At 67.5% G+C, this 16,789-nt stretch carries 15 protein-coding genes; 1 reads left to right on the top strand and 14 read right to left on the bottom strand.

The window, feature by feature from the left end; translation table 11 throughout:
• Positions 1-44: 44 nt before the first annotated feature.
• From nuoL to proB, 14 genes are all read right to left on the bottom strand, one after another.
• Positions 45-2,282: an NADH-quinone oxidoreductase subunit L gene (nuoL, locus tag TsocGM_RS07600; protein WP_126724705.1), complete on the bottom strand. Its 2,238-nt coding sequence runs from the start codon at positions 2,280-2,282 to the stop codon at positions 45-47.
• Positions 2,275-2,736: an NADH-quinone oxidoreductase subunit NuoK gene (gene nuoK, locus TsocGM_RS07595; RefSeq protein WP_126724704.1), complete on the bottom strand. Its 462-nt coding sequence runs from the start codon at positions 2,734-2,736 to the stop codon at positions 2,275-2,277. Before nuoK ends, nuoL begins: the two co-directional genes overlap by 8 nt.
• Before the next feature lie 82 nt (positions 2,737-2,818).
• Positions 2,819-3,694 carry an NADH-quinone oxidoreductase subunit J family protein gene (locus TsocGM_RS07590; protein ID WP_233578568.1) on the bottom strand — a complete coding sequence of 292 codons (876 nt, stop codon included), beginning with the start codon at positions 3,692-3,694 and terminating at the stop codon, positions 2,819-2,821.
• A 4-nt stretch (positions 3,695-3,698) separates the two neighbouring features.
• Positions 3,699-4,328: a NuoI/complex I 23 kDa subunit family protein gene (locus TsocGM_RS07585; protein WP_126724703.1), complete on the bottom strand. Its 630-nt coding sequence runs from the start codon at positions 4,326-4,328 to the stop codon at positions 3,699-3,701.
• Between the two features lie 64 nt (positions 4,329-4,392).
• On the bottom strand, positions 4,393-5,457 hold the full coding sequence (nuoH, locus tag TsocGM_RS07580; RefSeq protein WP_126724702.1) for an NADH-quinone oxidoreductase subunit NuoH: 1,065 nt from the start codon (positions 5,455-5,457) through the stop codon (positions 4,393-4,395).
• A 90-nt stretch (positions 5,458-5,547) separates the two neighbouring features.
• Positions 5,548-7,299, bottom strand: coding sequence for a molybdopterin-dependent oxidoreductase (locus TsocGM_RS07575; RefSeq protein ID WP_126724701.1), 1,752 nt, complete (start codon positions 7,297-7,299; stop codon positions 5,548-5,550).
• 67 nt (positions 7,300-7,366) lie between these two features.
• A complete protein-coding gene (gene nuoF / locus TsocGM_RS07570) occupies positions 7,367-8,782 on the bottom strand; it encodes an NADH-quinone oxidoreductase subunit NuoF (RefSeq protein ID WP_126724700.1) in 1,416 nt (471 codons plus the stop codon).
• 68 nt (positions 8,783-8,850) lie between these two features.
• Positions 8,851-9,387 carry an NADH-quinone oxidoreductase subunit NuoE family protein gene (locus TsocGM_RS07565; RefSeq protein WP_126724699.1) on the bottom strand — a complete coding sequence of 179 codons (537 nt, stop codon included), beginning with the start codon at positions 9,385-9,387 and terminating at the stop codon, positions 8,851-8,853.
• Between the two features lie 59 nt (positions 9,388-9,446).
• Complete coding sequence (gene nuoD, locus TsocGM_RS07560) at positions 9,447-10,676, bottom strand: NADH dehydrogenase (quinone) subunit D (protein ID WP_126724698.1); 1,230 nt, start codon at positions 10,674-10,676, stop codon at positions 9,447-9,449.
• A 109-nt stretch (positions 10,677-10,785) separates the two neighbouring features.
• The gene (locus tag TsocGM_RS07555) at positions 10,786-11,313 is read right to left on the bottom strand and encodes an NADH-quinone oxidoreductase subunit C (protein WP_126724697.1); all 528 of its coding nucleotides are present in this window, start codon (positions 11,311-11,313) and stop codon (positions 10,786-10,788) included.
• 67 nt (positions 11,314-11,380) lie between these two features.
• The gene (locus tag TsocGM_RS07550; RefSeq protein ID WP_126724696.1) at positions 11,381-12,100 is read right to left on the bottom strand and encodes an NADH-quinone oxidoreductase subunit B; all 720 of its coding nucleotides are present in this window, start codon (positions 12,098-12,100) and stop codon (positions 11,381-11,383) included.
• Positions 12,091-12,510 carry an NADH-quinone oxidoreductase subunit A gene (locus TsocGM_RS07545; protein ID WP_126724695.1) on the bottom strand — a complete coding sequence of 140 codons (420 nt, stop codon included), beginning with the start codon at positions 12,508-12,510 and terminating at the stop codon, positions 12,091-12,093. Before TsocGM_RS07545 ends, TsocGM_RS07550 begins: the two co-directional genes overlap by 10 nt.
• 237 nt (positions 12,511-12,747) lie before the next feature.
• Positions 12,748-13,428 (bottom strand): hypothetical protein, encoded by a 681-nt coding sequence (locus tag TsocGM_RS07540; protein ID WP_126724694.1) that lies wholly within the window; start codon positions 13,426-13,428, stop codon positions 12,748-12,750.
• A 149-nt stretch (positions 13,429-13,577) separates the two neighbouring features.
• Entirely contained in the window at positions 13,578-14,720 is a 1,143-nt protein-coding gene (proB, locus tag TsocGM_RS07535; protein ID WP_126724693.1) for a glutamate 5-kinase, read from the bottom strand.
• Between the two features lie 216 nt (positions 14,721-14,936).
• Here proB and TsocGM_RS07530 point away from each other — a divergent pair, with 216 nt between their 5' ends.
• Complete coding sequence (locus TsocGM_RS07530) at positions 14,937-16,514, top strand: amidophosphoribosyltransferase (protein ID WP_126724692.1); 1,578 nt, start codon at positions 14,937-14,939, stop codon at positions 16,512-16,514.
• Positions 16,515-16,789 lie beyond the last annotated feature (275 nt).

The following is a 16,789-nucleotide window of genomic DNA, read 5'->3' as shown; positions in this document are numbered from 1 at the left end:
ATCGGATCGGGGGTGGGGGGCCGGGGCGGGGGCGATCGCCATCGTCAGCCGACGAACATCAGGACGATCAGCAGCAGGGCGACCCCCATCGCGGTCATCACGGCATACGACTGGATCAAGCCGTTCTGAATCGGTCGCAGGGCATCGCCGCCGATGAGCCTCGGCACGAAGGCGACCAGCCGGACGAGGCCGTCGACCACGTAGACGTCGAAGTACCGGCAGGCCGTGGCCACCAGCCGGGTCGGCGTTACGATGAGCAAGGCGTAGATCTCGTCGACATAGAATTTGTTCCAGGACGCCTTCGCCAGAGGAGGGACCAGGGCGGAAATCCTGGCGGGGATCTCGGTCCGACGGGCGTACATCAGGGCGGCCAGGCCCAGGCCGATGAGGCCGGCGAGGGTACCGGAGACGGCGGTTCCCCAGTCGAAGGCGTGCTCGCCGTGCCCGAGCAGCTCGAAGGAGGGAGTCTCCTCGATCAGGTGGCCGAACCAGTGGGTGGGCGGCCCGAACAGGATGCCGACGAGAACCGCCCCGGCGGCCAGGACCATGAGCGGGACCGTCATGATCGGCGGGGACTCGTGCCCGAAGTGGGAGTCGTGGCCGTGATGACCGTCATCGTGCCCGTGGCCGTGCGAGGCCGGTTCGTGGGGTGTTGCCGAGGCTCCGGGAGCGTGCGAGCCCACCTCGGGCCGGTGGGAGCCCATCGCCGCCTCGTACCGGGAGAGCTCGGGAGAATCGGGGGCCGGGGTATCGACGCCGAGAGCCGCGTGATCGGACGAGGCGTGGGCACCGTGGTGATCGTCGGCGCCAAGGGCCTCAGGGTCGTCCGGGCTGGGGAGTTTCTCCGGGCCGAAGAAGGTCAGGAAGAACGCCCGGCCGGTGTAGAAGGCGGTCAGGAGTGCCGTGAACGTGGCGACCCAGTAGATGCCGGTGTAGACGCCGCCGCTGGCAACATGCTCGTCGTGTCCGGCCGCCTTCAGCGAGGCGAGGATCTCGTCCTTGCTCCAGAACCCGGCGAAGGGGGGAAGGCCGCAGAGGGCGAGGGCGCCAATGGCGAAGGTCCAGCAGGTGTACGGCATCCGGTGGCGCAGGCCGCTGAAGCGCCTCATGTCGATGACGCCTCCCATCGCGTGCATCACCGAGCCGGAGCCGAGGAACAGCAGGGCCTTGAAGAACGCGTGCGTGAACAGGTGGAACAGCGCCCCGATGATCGCGAACTGGGCGATGTGCCCCACGCCGGCCCCAATCCCCATGAACATGAAGCCGATCTGGCTTACCGTCGAGTACGCGAGCACTCGCTTCAGGTCGGTCTGGGTCAGGGCGATCAGGGCCGCGAGCAGCGCGGTGGCGCAGCCGATGACCGCGACGACCATCTGCAGGGCCGGCTCGGCGGCCAGCAGCAGGCTCGTTCGGGCGAGCAGGTAGACGCCGGCGGTGACCATCGTCGCGGCGTGGATGAGGGCCGAGACGGGGGTCGGGCCCTCCATCGCGTCGGGAAGCCAGACGTAGAGCGGAATCTGGGCGCTCTTGGCCGTCGCCCCCCAGAAGAGCAGGGCCACGATCCAGAAGAGGGCCGACTGACCGAACAGCAACTCGGTGTTCGCCAGCGCGTCTCGAGTCTCGATGGTCAGGATGTTCGCGTAGCTCAGGTCGTGGTTCGGGGCGTAGGTCCAGAGGAGAAACAGGGCGATGGCGAAGCCGAAGTCGCCCACCCGGTTCACCAGGAACGCCTTCTTGGCCGCCTCCGCCGCCGCCGGCTTCGCGTACCAGAAGCCGATGAGCAGGTAGCTGCACACGCCCACACCTTCCCAGAAGGCATAGGTGAGCAGAAAATTACTTGACGAGACGAGGCCGGTCATCGAGAAGACGAACAGGCCGAAGACGAAGAAGAAGCGGGGATAGCCCGGATCGCCGACCATGTACCCCGCCGCGAACACGGCGACCAGGGCGGCGACGAAGGTGACCATGGTGAGCATCATGATCGTCAGGCCGTCGACCCGGAACTCGACCGGGACGACGAGCGACCAGCCGTTCGGCCCCGAGGACGGGTCGGCGGCCGAGGAGGTCGGCGCGATCCCGATCCAGGAGTAGGCCTCCGTCTCGTGAGCCCCTTCCATGCCCAGGAGGATGATCGCCGAGAGCAGGAAGGACAGGCCGATTCCGGCGACGACGGGGATGTGGTTCCAACCGTTCAGCCGCCGGCCGCCGAGGATGGCGATGAGCCCGCCCAGCAGGGGCAGCAGCGGGATCAGCCAGACGTTGCGGATCAGCGACTCAGCCACGGCGTTGCTCCCAGGGCTGGCGGGGGTGCGGCGGTTCCACGCCGGAGGGGGTGAGGTGGGGATAGCTCTCGGGGCCGGGGACCGGCTCGTAGGGCTCGGCCCCGGAGGTGTCGACCGACTCCGGCAGTCCCGTCTCGCGGAGATCCTGCCAGAGGGTCACGTCGAGGGACCGGATCCGGTGGAACAGCACCAGGATCAGGGCCAGGGCCAGGGCCGCCTCGCTGGCGGCGACCGTCAGCATGACGATCGTGAACACCTGGCCGGTCCAGTTGCCGTGATACCGGCTGAAGCCGACGAGCGTCAGGGCGACGCCCTGGAGCATCATTTCGGCCGAGAGGAACATGACGATCAGGTTCCGGCGCGAGAGGAACCCAAGCATGCCGAGGGCCATCAGCGCCGCGCCGATGATCAGATAGTTCGAGAGGTACTCGAACGGGAACGATGGGTCGGTCATGGGTCGATGGGCCTCGGTGGGATGGTCCCCTCGGACGCGGTCAGGTCGAGCCAGGAGGTCGGATCGTTCGGCCGGGAACTGCTCAGGAGACGCCGCCGGGGTTGGTCGTCGCCGAGCCTGGAGAGGAGGAGGCGGTCGAGCGATCGGGCCGGATCGGGGCCTTCGGGGTGGCGATCGCCACGGCTCCGATCAGGGCGACGAAGAGCAGCAGGCCGACGACCTGGACCGTCAGCAGGTGGTCGGTGAAGAGTGTCGCCCCCAGACCGGCGACGTGGGCCGGCGTCTCGCCCTGTTCGAGAGGACGGGGGAGCCGGGAGGTTTCGGTCAGGGCCTGGGCGGTGACGGCGGCGATCGGGCCATCGGCGGGCGGTTGGTCGGCGATCGCTCCGACGGAGTAGATCGGAGCCGGGTCCCCGTCCTTTCGAGTCGCACCGGGGGCGATGATCGCGGAGATCAACGCGCCGAGCAAGAGCATCCCGGTCAGCGAGGCCGCCAGCGGCCGTCGGGCGCTGCGGTCGTAGATCGCCTGGCCGTGCGACTGGGCGAGCATGATCACGAAGAGGAAGGTGACGATGATCGCTCCGGCGTAGACGATCACCGTTCCCGCCGCGAGGAACTGGGCCCCGGCCAGCAGGAACAGGCCTGAACTGGAGAGCACGACAACCGCGAACCAGAGCGCTGAGTTCACCGGGTTCCGTGCGGTGATCATCAGCACCGCGCCGAGCAGCGCCAGCAGGCTGAAGCTGTAGAAGAAAAGGCGGGCGAGCAAGTCACCCGGCGGCGTCAGGTAGGGGAGGACCAGCAGGACGGCGATTGCCGACAGCAAGGCGCCGACGCGATAGGCCCGAGCGGTCTTCACGCCGCCGTGACGGTGGGGGAGCAGGAGCCAGATCCCGACCCAGCCGAGCGCGACGATCGCGGCGATGAGGGCGAGGTCTCGCGAGTCGAGCAGCGTCACGGGATCAGCTCCTTGACGGCAGCTGGGCGGCCGGCACGGTCGTCCGGGGGCCCGGGCCTTCGGGGTCGAGCGGCGAGGTGGGGACGGGGAGGGACGCGGGGGGATTGCCGGTCTTCATCGGCTCGGCGTCCTTGGTCATGTCGAAGACCGAAAGGAGCTTGGCCTTGTCGTAGATCAGCTCCTCTCGGCTCAGCCCGGTGATGTCGTAGAGGCCGGTCAGCTCGATGGCGTCGACCGGGCAGGCCTCTTCGCACATGCCGCAGTAAATGCAGCGGAGTTCGTCGATGACGAAGCTCTCGGGGTATTTCTCGCGGTCGGGCCAGTCTTCCGGGGCGGTCGCCCCCACGATGTCGATGCAGTGGGCCGGGCAGGCGGTGGCGCAGAGCATGCAGGCCACGCACTTGACGCGGCCCTGCTCGTCCTTGTTCAGGCGGTGGACGCCGCGGTAGTTGGCCGTGGGGACGTGCTGTTCCTCGGGGTACTGCACGGTGACGGCCTTGCCCCCGATGGCCGACCCCAGGATGTGCCGGCCGGTGACGGCCAGGCCGCCCAGGATCTGGGGCAGGTAGGTCTTCTCCAGCAGGGTGAGCTTCGGCGGCTCGACGCGCTTGAGATTCGGGTCGTCGGGTTTCACGGCGGGCGGTCCTCCGGGATCGGTTGGTTTGGGACTCGGCGCTCGGTCTGTCGGGCCGATCGGGTCAGCCGACCCCCCGGAAGAGCTGGATCAGGACCATTGTCACGACAAGGTTGAGCAGGGCCAGTGGGATGAGCGCCTTCCAGGCCAGGTTCATCAACTGATCGTAGCGGAACCGAGGCAGGGTCCAGCGGATCCACATGATGAAGATGACCATCAAGGTGACCTTGAAGAAGATCACCCCGACCTTGAGCACGGCGGCGATCCAGCTGGTGTCCTCAACCCCCAGGAACGGGGCGTCCCAGCCGCCGAAGAAGAGGATCACGGTGAGGAAGCTGACCGTGATCACGTGCAGGTACTCGCCGAGGAAGAACATGCCGAACTTCATCGCCGAGTACTCGGTGTGGAAGCCGCCGACGAGCTCCTGCTCGGCCTCGGCCAGGTCGAACGGCAGGCGGTTGGTCTCGGCGAAGGCGCTGACCAGGAAGATGAGGAAGGCCAGCGGCTGGACGAAGACCCCCCAGGCGGGGATGGGTCCAAGCCCGTTGCGGTCCTGCCAGCTCATCACGTCGTTCAACTCGAGCGACCGCGCCAGCATCACCATGCCGAGGACCGAGAGACCGAGCGGGATCTCGTAGCTGATGATCTGGGCGCTGTTGCGCAAGCCCCCGAGGAACGAGTACTTGTTGTTCGACGCATAGCCGCCGAGAATCACCGCATAGACGGCGAGGCTGCCGATGGCGAACACGTAGAGGATGCCGATATCCACATTCGGGGCGATCTGGAAGTGGATCGGATTGCCGTTGACCGTCGGCGCGTCGAGGCCGGCGGGGCCGAACGGGACGACGGCGAAGCCGATCGTGGCCATCACGATGGCGATGGCCGGGGCGAGAATGTAGAGGGGCTTGTTCACGTAGCCGGGGATCACGTCCTCTTTCAGCAGCATCTTGGCGCCGTCGGCCAGCGGCTGAAGCAACCCGAGCGGTCCGCAGCGGTTCGGGCCGATCCGGTCCTGGGCCCAGGCGGCGATCTTGCGCTCGAGCAAGATCATATATGCGACTGCACCCTGAAAGAGCCCCACGATGAGGAAAATCTTCACCAGGATGACTGCGATCTGCCAGGTCGCCATGGGCCCGCTCGTCCCTCCGGCCTGCGTCCGGTTCGATGGTTGGGTTCGGTTCGGTGGAGTTCGGCGTCGTTGCGCGTCGGCGGAGGTGCGTCAGGTCGCCAGGGAGACCCGGCCGCGCGGGGCGTGCCAGGGGTCGACGTAGCGGAACATGCCTGGCGTCGGTTCTTCGGAGCCGTCGAGCGGCAGACCGAACTCGGGGAAGGGGCCGTCGAGCGACCTGACCGCCGCGAAGGCGGGGACCTGCCCCGCCAGCTCTGAGAGCACGTCTCGGGACGAGATCGGGCCGCCGCCAGGACGCTCGGCGAGGATCGCCAGGATGTCGAGATCCGGCAAGCTGCCGTCTCGGGGGGGCAGCGCGGCCGAGGCGTACTGGAGGCGGCCGGTCGCGTTGACATAGCAGCCGGCCTTCTCGGCGAAGGTGGCCGAGGAGAGGATCACGTCGGCCGTGCCGGCCAGGTCGGTCGGCCAGACGTCCTGGACGACGAGAAACTTCGCCCCGTCTCGGAGCTTGGTCCATTCCTGGCCTTCGTAGGCCGGCTCATGGCCTCCTCCAGTGATGTAGAGGGCGTCGAACGGCGTCGAGGCGGCCCGCTCGCGGAGGCGGTCGATCGGAATCACTTCTCCCTGGAAGTGCTTGAGAATGCGCTCGACGCCGTTGCGGTTCGGGCACTTCTCGGCTCGGATGGTGAACGGCCTGGGGACGACGAACGAGGTGTCGCCGGTGCGGCCCTGGCGCTGGTCGGGGGCGAAGGTCTGGTCTTCCCCGACGACGGGGACGGGCCCGAGGGCGAGCACGGCCTCCCCACTGAGGCCCTTGATGTAGGAGGCGAGCAGGTAGGCTTCCTCAACCGTCAGGAAGGGGGAGATCACCGCGGCGATCGTGCCTCCCTGGCGGGCGATCTCCTTGAGCCGGGTGCGGGCGGTGTCGAGGGCACGATCGACGGGAGCCTCTCGGGGCTGGCCTCCCTCGCGGAGGTACATGGCAGGCAGGAGGTTCGCGTCGTTGGCCGACTTGTAGCTGGATCGGCCCTCGTCGCAGATCCAGTAGTCGTTGACCTTCGGGTTGTAGCGGGCCCGAAGGCGCCAGATCTGGCCCCGGTTCTCCTCGGCGACGATGTTGCAGCCGGTCGAGCATCGGGTGCAGACCGACGAGTGCTGGTCGTTGAACCAGTAGCGCTGCTTGTGCAGGAAGTCCTTGTCGAGCAGAGCGCCGACCGGACAGAGGTCGACGACGTTGCCGGCCATCGGGTTGTCGAGCGGGCGGTCGGGGAAGATGGTGATCTCGGCGTGATTGCCTCGGCGCTCGACCTGAAGCTCGTTGGTCCGGGTGATCTCCCGGCAGAAGCGGACGCACCGGGTGCACATGATGCACCGGTCCATGTTGAGCTGGATCTGGTCGGAGACGTCCTTGCGCGGGTTGACGGTGCGCTCCTCGACGAAGCGATGGATCGCCTGACCGTGTCGGTAGCTGTAATCCTGCAGCCCGCACTGGCCAGCCTGGTCGCAGACCGGGCAGTCGAGGGGGTGGTTGATCAGGAGATATTCCATGATCATCGCCTGATGCGACCGGACTTCCGGGCTATCGGTGACGATCACCGTGCCGTCCTTGGCGGGAGTCTGACAGCCCGGGACCATCTTGGGGATCATCTTGATCTCCCCGGTCTTCGGGTCCTTGCTGCCAACCTGGATCTCGCACATCCGGCAATTGGCCACCACGGACAGGGCGGGGTGCCAGCAGTAATACGGGATCTCGACCCCGAACCGCTGCGCAGCCTGGATGGCGTTGAGTCGCTCGCCCTCGGGGAGCGTGTACTCGGTGCCGTTGATGATGATGGTGGCCATCGGGTTTCCTGGGCGTGGTGATGCGATCGGTGTGCGGCGATCCGGTCGAGGACGGCGGCGGGATGGTTCAGGTGCCGGGAGAGACGCGAGGGTTGTGCCCCGGGGCGGTCGGGCCGGGCAGTGGCTCACTAGGCTCGGGGAGCGAGGAGTCGAACAGAGAGGGACTGACGCCCCGGAAGATCGCCTCTTGCAGGGCGGTCGGCTTCTTGTCGGCTTGCTGATGAGAGCGGATGTACTCCTCCAGCTCGGGCCGGAACTTGGTCATGGCGTTCTTAATCGGCCAGGCGGCGCCGTCGGCGAGGCCGCAGATCGTGGTGCCGGGGGTGATCCCCAGGTTCTTGGCGAGTTGCTCCATGACGTCGAGATCCTCGAGCCGACCGCCGCCGGCCTTGATCCGCTTCATGGTCTTGTAGAACCAGGTCGTCCCCTCTCGGCACGGGGTGCACTGACCGCAGCTCTCGTGAGCGAAGAACCGGCAGGTGTTGTAGAGGACGTCCATGATCGGCGTTTGGTCGTCGATCACGGTGACGGCGGCGGTCCCCAGGCCGAGGCAGCCGGTCTTGCGGATCTCCTCGAAGTCGAGCGGCACGTCCAGCTCGTCGGCCGAGAGCAGGCCCATGCTGATGCCGCCCGGGACGGCGGCCTTGGCCTTGCGTCCCTTCCAGACCCCTCCGGCGTGCTCCTCGATCAGCTGGCGAGTGGTCACACCCAGCGGCAGCTCAACGCACACCTGCTTATTCACATGACCGGAGATGGTGTACAGTTTCGGGCCGTAGCTCTTGGGGGTGCCGATCGACTTGAACCAGTCGGCCCCACGCTCGACGATGTGGGGGACACAGCAGAGCGTCTCGATGTTGTTGACGACCGTCGGCTTGCGGAAGGCTCCCTCGACCGCCGGGAACGGCGGCTTGATCCGGGGCCACCCGCGCTTTCCCTCGAGGCTCTCGATCAGCCCTGTCTCCTCGCCGCAGATGTACGCCCCGGCGCCGCGGTGGACGTAGATCTCCAGATCGAAGCCCGAACCGAAGATGTTCTTGCCCAGATAGCCGGCCGCCCTCGCCTCGGCGATCGCCCGCTCCATGACCCGGGTGGCGGCGATGTACTCGAAGCGGTTGTAGAGATATGCGGTCGAGGCCCGGGTGGCGAAGCAGGAGATGATGATCCCCTCGATCATCTGGTGGGGATCGCGCTCCAGCAAGTAGCGGTTGTTGAACGTCGCCGGCTCCGACTCGTCGCCGTTGACGCACATGAACGTCTCGGCGCGGTCCTTCGGCAGGAAGCTCCACTTCAGGCCGGTTGGGAAGCCGGCGCCTCCCCGGCCGCGAAGCTCGGAGTCCTTGACGAGTTGCACGAGCTCGTCCGGCGACATCGTCGTGAGCGCCTTCTTCGCCGCCTGGTAGCCGCCTCGGCCCTCGTAGACCTTCAGCGACTGGCTGTTCTCGACGGCGAAATTCCGCGTCAGGACCGGTTCGAAGGCTGCCACGTTCGTCTCGCTCCAGGATCGTTCGGGACCGGGCGGGCGTCGTGCCGCGGGGTGGGCGATGAGGGTGGTTACAGCGGAATCTCGTCGGGGGGGACGGTCCGGGAGCGGACGTCCTGGATCATCTCGGCGACCGTTTGCTCGTCGAGGGGACCGTAGATCCGGCCGTCGTCGCAAAGAGCGGCCGGGGCGTGGTCGCAGATGCCCAGGCACTCGGCGAACTCGATCGTCAGCTCGCCGTCGGCGCTGGTGCTCCCGGGCCCCGCGACGCCGGCCGCCTTGCAGGCGACCCCGAGCAACTCGTCGCCGCCGCGCAGCATGCAGGAGATCGACCGGCAGATCCAAACCCGCTTCTCCCCGATCGGCGCCTGGGGGAAGAAGCCGTAGAAGCTCATCGTGTCGTGCACGTCGGAAGGCTGGAGATCCAGGATCTCCGCGATCTCCTCCATCGCCTTGTAGGGCACGCACCGGAGGTGCTCGTGCACGATGTGCAAGGCGGGAAGGGTGACGGCCCGCTTGTCGGGATACCGGGGAATGTAGGCGCGGATCTTCTCCCGGATCGACTCGCTGAGCAACGGGGCCGAACTCGGGCTCTCGGCGGCGGGCATCGGGATGGTGATCCTTCCGGTCGGTCGAGGGGGTGGGGGAGGGTCCGGGCCGAGGGTCGTCAGCGGTCCAACTCGGCGGCGATGATGTTCAGACTGCCGAGGACGGCGACGATGTCGGCGATCAGATGGTCCTTGATGATATGCGGAAAGACCCCGAAGTGAATGAACGACGGCGGACGGGTCCGGACCCGCCAGGCGACCTGGGATCCGTCGGCCACAAGGTAGTAGCCGAGTTCGCCGTTGGGGCTCTCGACCGCGGCGTAGACCTCATCCTTCGGCGAGTCGAGGCCGCGGTTGGGCATGATCAACTCGAAGTGCTGGATCAGCCCCTCCATGCTGTTGTAGGCCGTGGCCTTGTCAGGAAGCGGATACTTCTCGGCGATCGGCACGTTCACCGGGCCGCCGGGCAGGTTCTTCACCGCTTGCTTGATGATCTCGACGCTCTGGACGATCTCCTCCATGCGGACCTGGAACCGGGCGTAGCAATCCCCCTCGGTCGCATAGGGGACCTGGAACGTGAAGTCCGGGTAGGCCAGGTACGGCTCGTCCTTGCGGAGGTCGTAGGTCACGCCGCTGGCCCGGGCGATGGGCCCGGTGCAGCAGAGGTTGATCGCCATCTCCCGGGTCAGCGTGCCGACCCCTCGCATCCGGTCGACGAAGATCTTGTTCCGGAAGAGGAGCTTCTCCATGTCCTTCAGCACCTTCGGCATGTGCTGCAGGACCCGGTCGATGCGCTGCAGAACCTTCTCGTCGAAGTCGTAGAGCAGACCGCCGACCCTCGTGTAACCCGGGTGGAAGCGGTAGCCGGACATCTGCTCGTAGACGTCGTAGATCAACTCCCGCGTGTTGAAGGCGAAGAGGAAGGCGGTGAAGGCGCCGAGGTCCAGCGCCGCCGCCCCGGTGCAGAGCAGGTGGTCACTGATCCGGGCCAACTCGCCGATGATCACTCGGATGTATTTGCAGCGGGGGGTGAGCTCGATGCCGAGCAGCTTCTCGACCGCGTGATGCCAGGCCACCTCGTTCATCGGGGGGCTGATGTAGTTCTTGCGGTCGGCGATGGTCACATACTGGTTGAACGTGAGGTGCTCGCCGAGCTTCTCGAACCCCGAGTGCAGATACCCGATGTGCGGCGTCGCCTTGATGATGCGCTCGCCGTCCAGCTCCAGGACCAGGCGAAGGGTGGTGTGTGTGGCCGGGTGCTGCGGGCCGAAGTTGAGCGTCCAGTGGAATTCCTTCTCGTCGGACGGCGACTGGTCCTGGACGTCGTCTTCGAGCAGGTTGACCGGCATGGCTGGCCTCTCGGGAAGGAAACCGGCCCGACGCGCCGGGGGCGGGGGCGGATCGGGCGGCTCGGCTGCGGGGGCTCGTACGAGGGGGGGGGCGAATCGGGCGTCCGGGTCAGGACTCGTCCCGAGTGATCCTCGGGAAGTTGTGCCGCTCTCCCCGGCCTCGGAGCGGATAATCCTTGCGGAGCGGGAAGGAAGTGAACTCGTCGGGCATGAGGATCCGGCGGAGGTCGGGATGACCTTCGAACCGGATGCCGTACATGTCGAACACCTCACGCTCCATCCAGTCCGCACCGGCCCAGAGAGAGACGACCGAAGGGAGGATTGGGTCGGGGTCGTCGACGCCGACCTTGACGACGAGCCGCTCGTGGGTTTCCTGATTCAGCAGAACGTAGTGGACCTCGAACCGGGCACCTTCGCTCCGACCGGGGTAGCCGAGATAATCGACCCCGCCCAGCTCGGCCAGAAAGGCGAATCCGGCCTCTGCCTTGAGGTACGAGAGCATGTCGATAAGCCGATCGGCGGCGACCAGGACCCGAACGTTGTCCCGGAAGGTCGAAACCCGGATCACGGCGGGTCCGAACCGATCCTTCAACTGACCGACGACCGGGGGCAGGGTCGCGGCGGCCTCTTCGCTCATCGGACGGCTCCGGGCAACTCAAGGACGACCAGGGGAGATCGCTCGGGACTCGGGAAATGGGCCGGGGTTAGCGGGTCTCATCGGCCCCGAGCAGCGCGTCGCCGCCGGGGGATTTGTAGCCGAATCGGCCTTCGTCGCCCCGCTCCCGGGCGGTGGCGAGGCCGACGGGCAGGTTCCGCTTCTCGGCGAGCATCTTCTCACGCTCGGCCAGCTCGGGAAGGCCGGTGCCGAAGACGGATCCGCCAGCCTGGATCTTGGCCTGCATATCCATCAGGGCGCGGAGAATCTGTTCGGGTCGAGGGGGACACCCGGGGATGTAAACGTCGATCGGGATGAACCGGTCAACGCCCTGGACCACCGCGTAGGTGTCGAAGACGCCTCCGGTGGAGGCACAGGCCCCCATGCTGATCGACCACTTCGGCTCGGGCATCTGGAGCCAGATGCGCTGGAGGACCGGCAGCATCTTCATCGCCACCCGGCCGGCCACGATCAGCAAATCGCACTGCCGGGGGCTGAACCGCATGACCTCGGCGCCGAAGCGGGCGATGTCGAAACGGCTGGCGCCGACGGCCATCAGTTCGATCCCGCAGCAGGCCGTGGCGAACGGCATCGGCCAGAGACTGAACTTCCGGGCCGCGCTGACGACCGAGTCGACCGTGGTGAGAATGACGTTTTCGGGGACCTCGATGCCGCCCTTGGTCGCCGGCAGGCCAGCCCCGGGCCGGTTGGTGAGCACGGGCCGGCTGGCGCCTGAGATCGCCCCGCCCCCGTTCCGGGTCACCGCCATTCGTAAACCCCTTTCCGCCAGGTGTATGCGAAGCCCGCCACGAGGATGCCGATGAAGGCCAGGGCGCCGAGAAAGGCGATCGTCCGCAACTCCAGCGGCACGCCGACGGTGGCGTCCAGCGCCGGAGAGACGTCATCCCGGTGCCACTGCCCCACGGCCCAGGGGTAGAGCAACAACAATTCCACGTCGAAGATCAGAAACTCGATCGCCACGAGATAGTACCGGACGTCGAACCGCTGCCGGGCGTCGCCGACCGGGTCCATGCCCGATTCGTAGGGCATCTGCTTCACCCGATTGCCGGGCGTCTTCGCCCGACCGGGGCTCAGCAGGTAGCTCGACACGAGCATGCCGACCGCCACCGAAATGCCGACCAGGATCATCAAGAAGATCGGCGTGAATTCGATCCCCACGCGACGCTCCCGTAGACTCGGCCCGCCGTCGGCGACGACGGGGTCACCCCGCTTGTGAATGGTTTCACAAGGGAAACGATAAAAAAAACCGGATGGCGCCGGAAGAGGCCTGCCTCGGGGATGCGGGACACCTCGGGGGCCGGCCCGCCACCGACGGGCGGAGATCGTCCCCCACCCCTCGGCTTGACCGGTTTGATTGTAAAAATGCGGGGCCGGCCGTCAAGGGTCCAGGGGTCGTCAGTTCGATCCGGGGCGGACGACGCCGGCCCGAATCGCCTCCCGGTTGACCCGGCGGGCCCACAGGACCAGGTCGTCGAAGGACCGGACTTCGGAGGGCAGCCCAGCGGCGGCCAGGCCCCCGGGCGACCTGGAGGGTGCCGATCGACCGCCCGGAATTCTCCGTGAGATCCCCGCTCCGAGGAGATCGGCCCGCCGACCGAGTTGCTCATACTCCCGCATCAGCTCGGCCCGTCGTTCGGGGGGCGTTCTCGGGTCGGTGGCCTCCAGATAAACTTGCCGCCGTTGCTCCTGGAGGTTGGAATATTCGTCGTCCTGGGGCTCGCTGCCCTCGGGCTGGCGGAAGCGGCTGTAGGGATCGCCCAGGGGGCCGAAGAGCTCCTCGTCGAGGCGGTCGAACCGCCCTCCTCGGGGAGCGCTGAACGAGGGAATCGTGTAATTCAGGTCGTAGGGCTGGCCGATCCCGGGGACGGTGCCCAGGCCGGGGGGTGTGACCGTTCGGACCTGGCCCGGCACCACCGAGGGGGCCACCGGGTAGCTGGAGGTCCGATACGCGGCCCGGAAGGGATCGAACGGGGAGCCGTTGAACTGGGCCCGGCAGGGGGAGTCGACGAGGAAACCGGCGAGCCCGACCGCGACCATCGTCGGCAGGCACGGACCGAGGAGACGAGGACGCGACATGGGTGGTACCTCCGACCCGGCGATCGACGAGCGGCTCCGGAATCCCTCGACGCCGATCGAGGCCGACGATCGCGGCCCCGACCGTCTCGAATTCTAACATCGGGGGCCAGAGGGTTGGGAGAAGCCCTTCCTCCCTCCGGTCGGGTCGCTCAGCCGAGGACGGCCAGGTTGTCCCGGTGGATGACCTCGTCATACGGGGCTGTGCCGAGCGTGGCGGCGATCTGGTCGGTGCGGAGCCCCCGAATCCGTCTCGCCTCGTCCCAGGAGTAGTTGGACAGCCCCCGGGCGAACTCCGCCCCCGAACGATCCCGGATCCCGACGACTTCCCCCTTGGCGAACTCCCCCTCGACCTCCACGACGCCGATCGCCAGCAGGCTTCCCCGGCCCGACTCGAGTGCGATCCGGGCACCGTCGTCGACCACGAGAAAGCCCCGGGGGCGGGCCGTCAAGCCGATCCAACGCCTCCGGGCCTGTTGCGTCGCCCCCTGGGCCGGAATCAGGGTCCCGACCGGCTTCCCCTCCAGGACGTGTCGGATCGTGTCTTCCTTGCGACCGGAGGAGATGATCACCGAGCCCCCGGCCCGGGAAACCAGGCGGGCCGCCTCCAGCTTGCTCTTCATCCCTCCTGAGCCGAGGGCGCTGCGGCCGGAGCCGACGAAGCGGACGATCGCGTCGTCGACGTCGTTAATCACCCGGATCGGCTCCTGGGGAGCCCCGTTGTCGGCCGGATCGCCGGGCAGAAGGCCATCGACGACACTGAGGATCAGCAGCAGCGGGGCGCCGAGGAGATTGGTCACCTGGGCGGCGAGGAAGTCGTTGTCGCCGAAGCGGATCTCGTCGACGCTGACGGTGTCGTTCTCGTTGATAATCGGGACGGCGCCATACTCGAAGAGCGTCAGCAAGGTGTTGCGGACGTTGAGGTATCGCGTCCGATCGTCGAAATCGGCTCGGGTCAGCAGGATCTGGGCGGCGTGGCGCCCCCGGCGGAGAAACGCGTCGTCGTAGGCCCGGATCAGGAAGGCCTGGCCGGCGGCGGCGGCGGCCTGAAGCCTCCTCAGGTCGGTGGGCCTCTTCGAGAGTCCCAGGCGGCCGATCCCGGCGCCGACCGCCCCGGAGCTGACCAGGGCGACCCTCCTGCCGGTTTCGAGAACGTCGGAAATCTGGTCCGAGAGGCGGGCGATCCGCCCTTCGTCCAGGGTCCCGTCGGGCGCGGCGAGAACGCTGGTGCCGATCTTGATGACCCACGTGCTCGACGAATGTGCGATGTCCTCGCGCACCAGATCCCGATCCATCGGCTTGCGATCCCCCAGGCTCTTGATTCCTTCCCGGGACGGTGCCCCCGGCTCCGGAGGCCCGACCTCGGCGCATTGAGTCGTCGCGGGAACCGATTATAATGCCTGGGCCGCTCGGGCCCAGCGCACTCGGCTCGAGGGGGCTCCCTCCTCATCGATCGCTCGGCGAGCCGAGCCAGCCCCCCCCCTTCCTTGCTCGGCAGGGTCATCGCGATCATGGGCGAATTGCATCACGAATGTGGCGTGGCCGCCGTTGCCTTCCTCGACGCCGAGGAGGGACGTCGCGTCTCCCAGGCGCCGGCGGTCCCCGAGCAGACCGCCCGCCTGATCCCGAGGATGCTGCTGGACATGCAGAACCGCGGCCAGCTCGCCGCGGGCATGACCAGCTACCATCCCCGCCGGGATGCGATGCTCGAGACGTACAAGCAACTGGGGACGGTGGCCGAAGCCTTCCGCCTGAACCACCGCGCCAAGTTCGAGTCGATCATGAAGGAGATGGACGGCCCGGCGGCCATCGGGCACGTCCGCTACGCCACCTGCGGCGGCAACGAGCGGAGCCTCGCCCAGCCTTTCGAGCGGGCCCACGGCCGCAAGTCGAAGTGGTTCGCCGTCGCCTTCAACGGCCAGCTCACCAATTTCCGGGAGCTGAAGGAGGAGTTGCTCTCCCAGGGGGATTACCACCTGAAGCGGGACACCGACACCGAGATCCTCATGCACTCGATCAGCTACGAGCTGCAGGATGAGGGCCCGGTGATCGACTGGCAGGGGGTGTTCTCCCGGCTCTCCCGGCGCTTCGACGGCGCCTACAATGTCGTGCTGCTCTCGGCCACGGGTCAACTGGTGGTCGCCCGGGATCCCCTGGGCCTCCGGCCGCTCTGCGTCGCGAGGGAGGGCTCGCTCTTCGCCGCGGCCAGCGAGAGCGTCCCGCTGGCGAACCTGGGGTTTTCCCACATCGATTCCCTGCCGCCGGGGCACCTGGCCGTGGTCGACCGCTCGGGGGTCCGCATCTCGAGGTTCGCCGAGGGCCCGAGGCGAGCCCACTGCTTCTTCGAGTGGATCTACTTCGCCAACGTCGCCAGCACTCTTGACGACTGCTCGGTCTACCTGAGCCGGGCTCGACTGGGCAAGGAGCTGGCCCGGTTGGAGGACGTCCCCCGGGACGCCGAGACGATCGTCGTCCCCGTGCCGGACACCGCCAAGGCCGCCGCCGACGCGATGGCCTTCGAGTTGAACTTGCCCTCGGTCGAGGGCCTGATGCGCAACCGATACCTTGGCCGAACGTTCATCGAGGGCACCGCCGACCGCGAGTCGAAGGTCCGCCTGAAGTACACCCCGCTGCCCGAGGTGCTTTCGGGCAAGCGGGTGCTGCTGGTCGAGGACAGCATCGTCCGGTCCACCACGATGCGGGCGCTGGTGCACGAGATCCGGCGCCGGGGCGGGGCGAGGGAGATCCACCTCCGGGTCGCCTGCCCTCCGATCATCGCTCCTTGCTTCTACGGCATCGACATGTCCACGAGGGCCGAGCTGATCGCTCCCCGCTTCGCCGACCTGCCCGGTGGCGGCCTCTCGGACCTCGCGCAGAATCGGCTCGCCCAGGAGTTGGGGGCCGATAGCCTCCGCTACTTGCCGGTCGACGCGATCGCCCGATCGGTCGGCCTCTCCCGAGGGCACCTCTGCATGGCCTGCGTGACCGGAGAGTATCCCACTCCGGCCGGCCAGCGGCTCTTCGAGCTGGGGGTGGAGGGGGAGTCGGTCCACGCCAATGGATCAGGGGGAATTCGGGCCTACGAGTAAGCGCCCGGGCCCTCCGGAGGCGGCGATCGAGCGAGCGATAGGTTTCTTGGGCTCGGCCCCGTGGCGTATCATGAGGGCAGGCGGCGCGGCCTGCCTCCGCGCCGGGATCCCGGCTGCCGGATCGTCGAGGACCTGCGAGCCGGGCTCGGGTGGCGGCCCCGGCTGGGGGACATCCGGCCCCTCCCGACGGCGATCGTCCGGCCCCCGCGGGGGGCCAAGGCCCGGGGAGGGAAGGGACGGGCGTCGTGATCAGAATTCCGGGATCCGGGGGACAA

This window comes from Tautonia sociabilis (assembly GCF_003977685.1).
Lineage (GTDB): Bacteria > Planctomycetota > Planctomycetia > Isosphaerales > Isosphaeraceae > Tautonia > Tautonia sociabilis.
The sequence above is the reverse complement of the archived record's forward strand: the minus strand, read 5'-3'. Positions and strand labels throughout refer to the sequence as shown.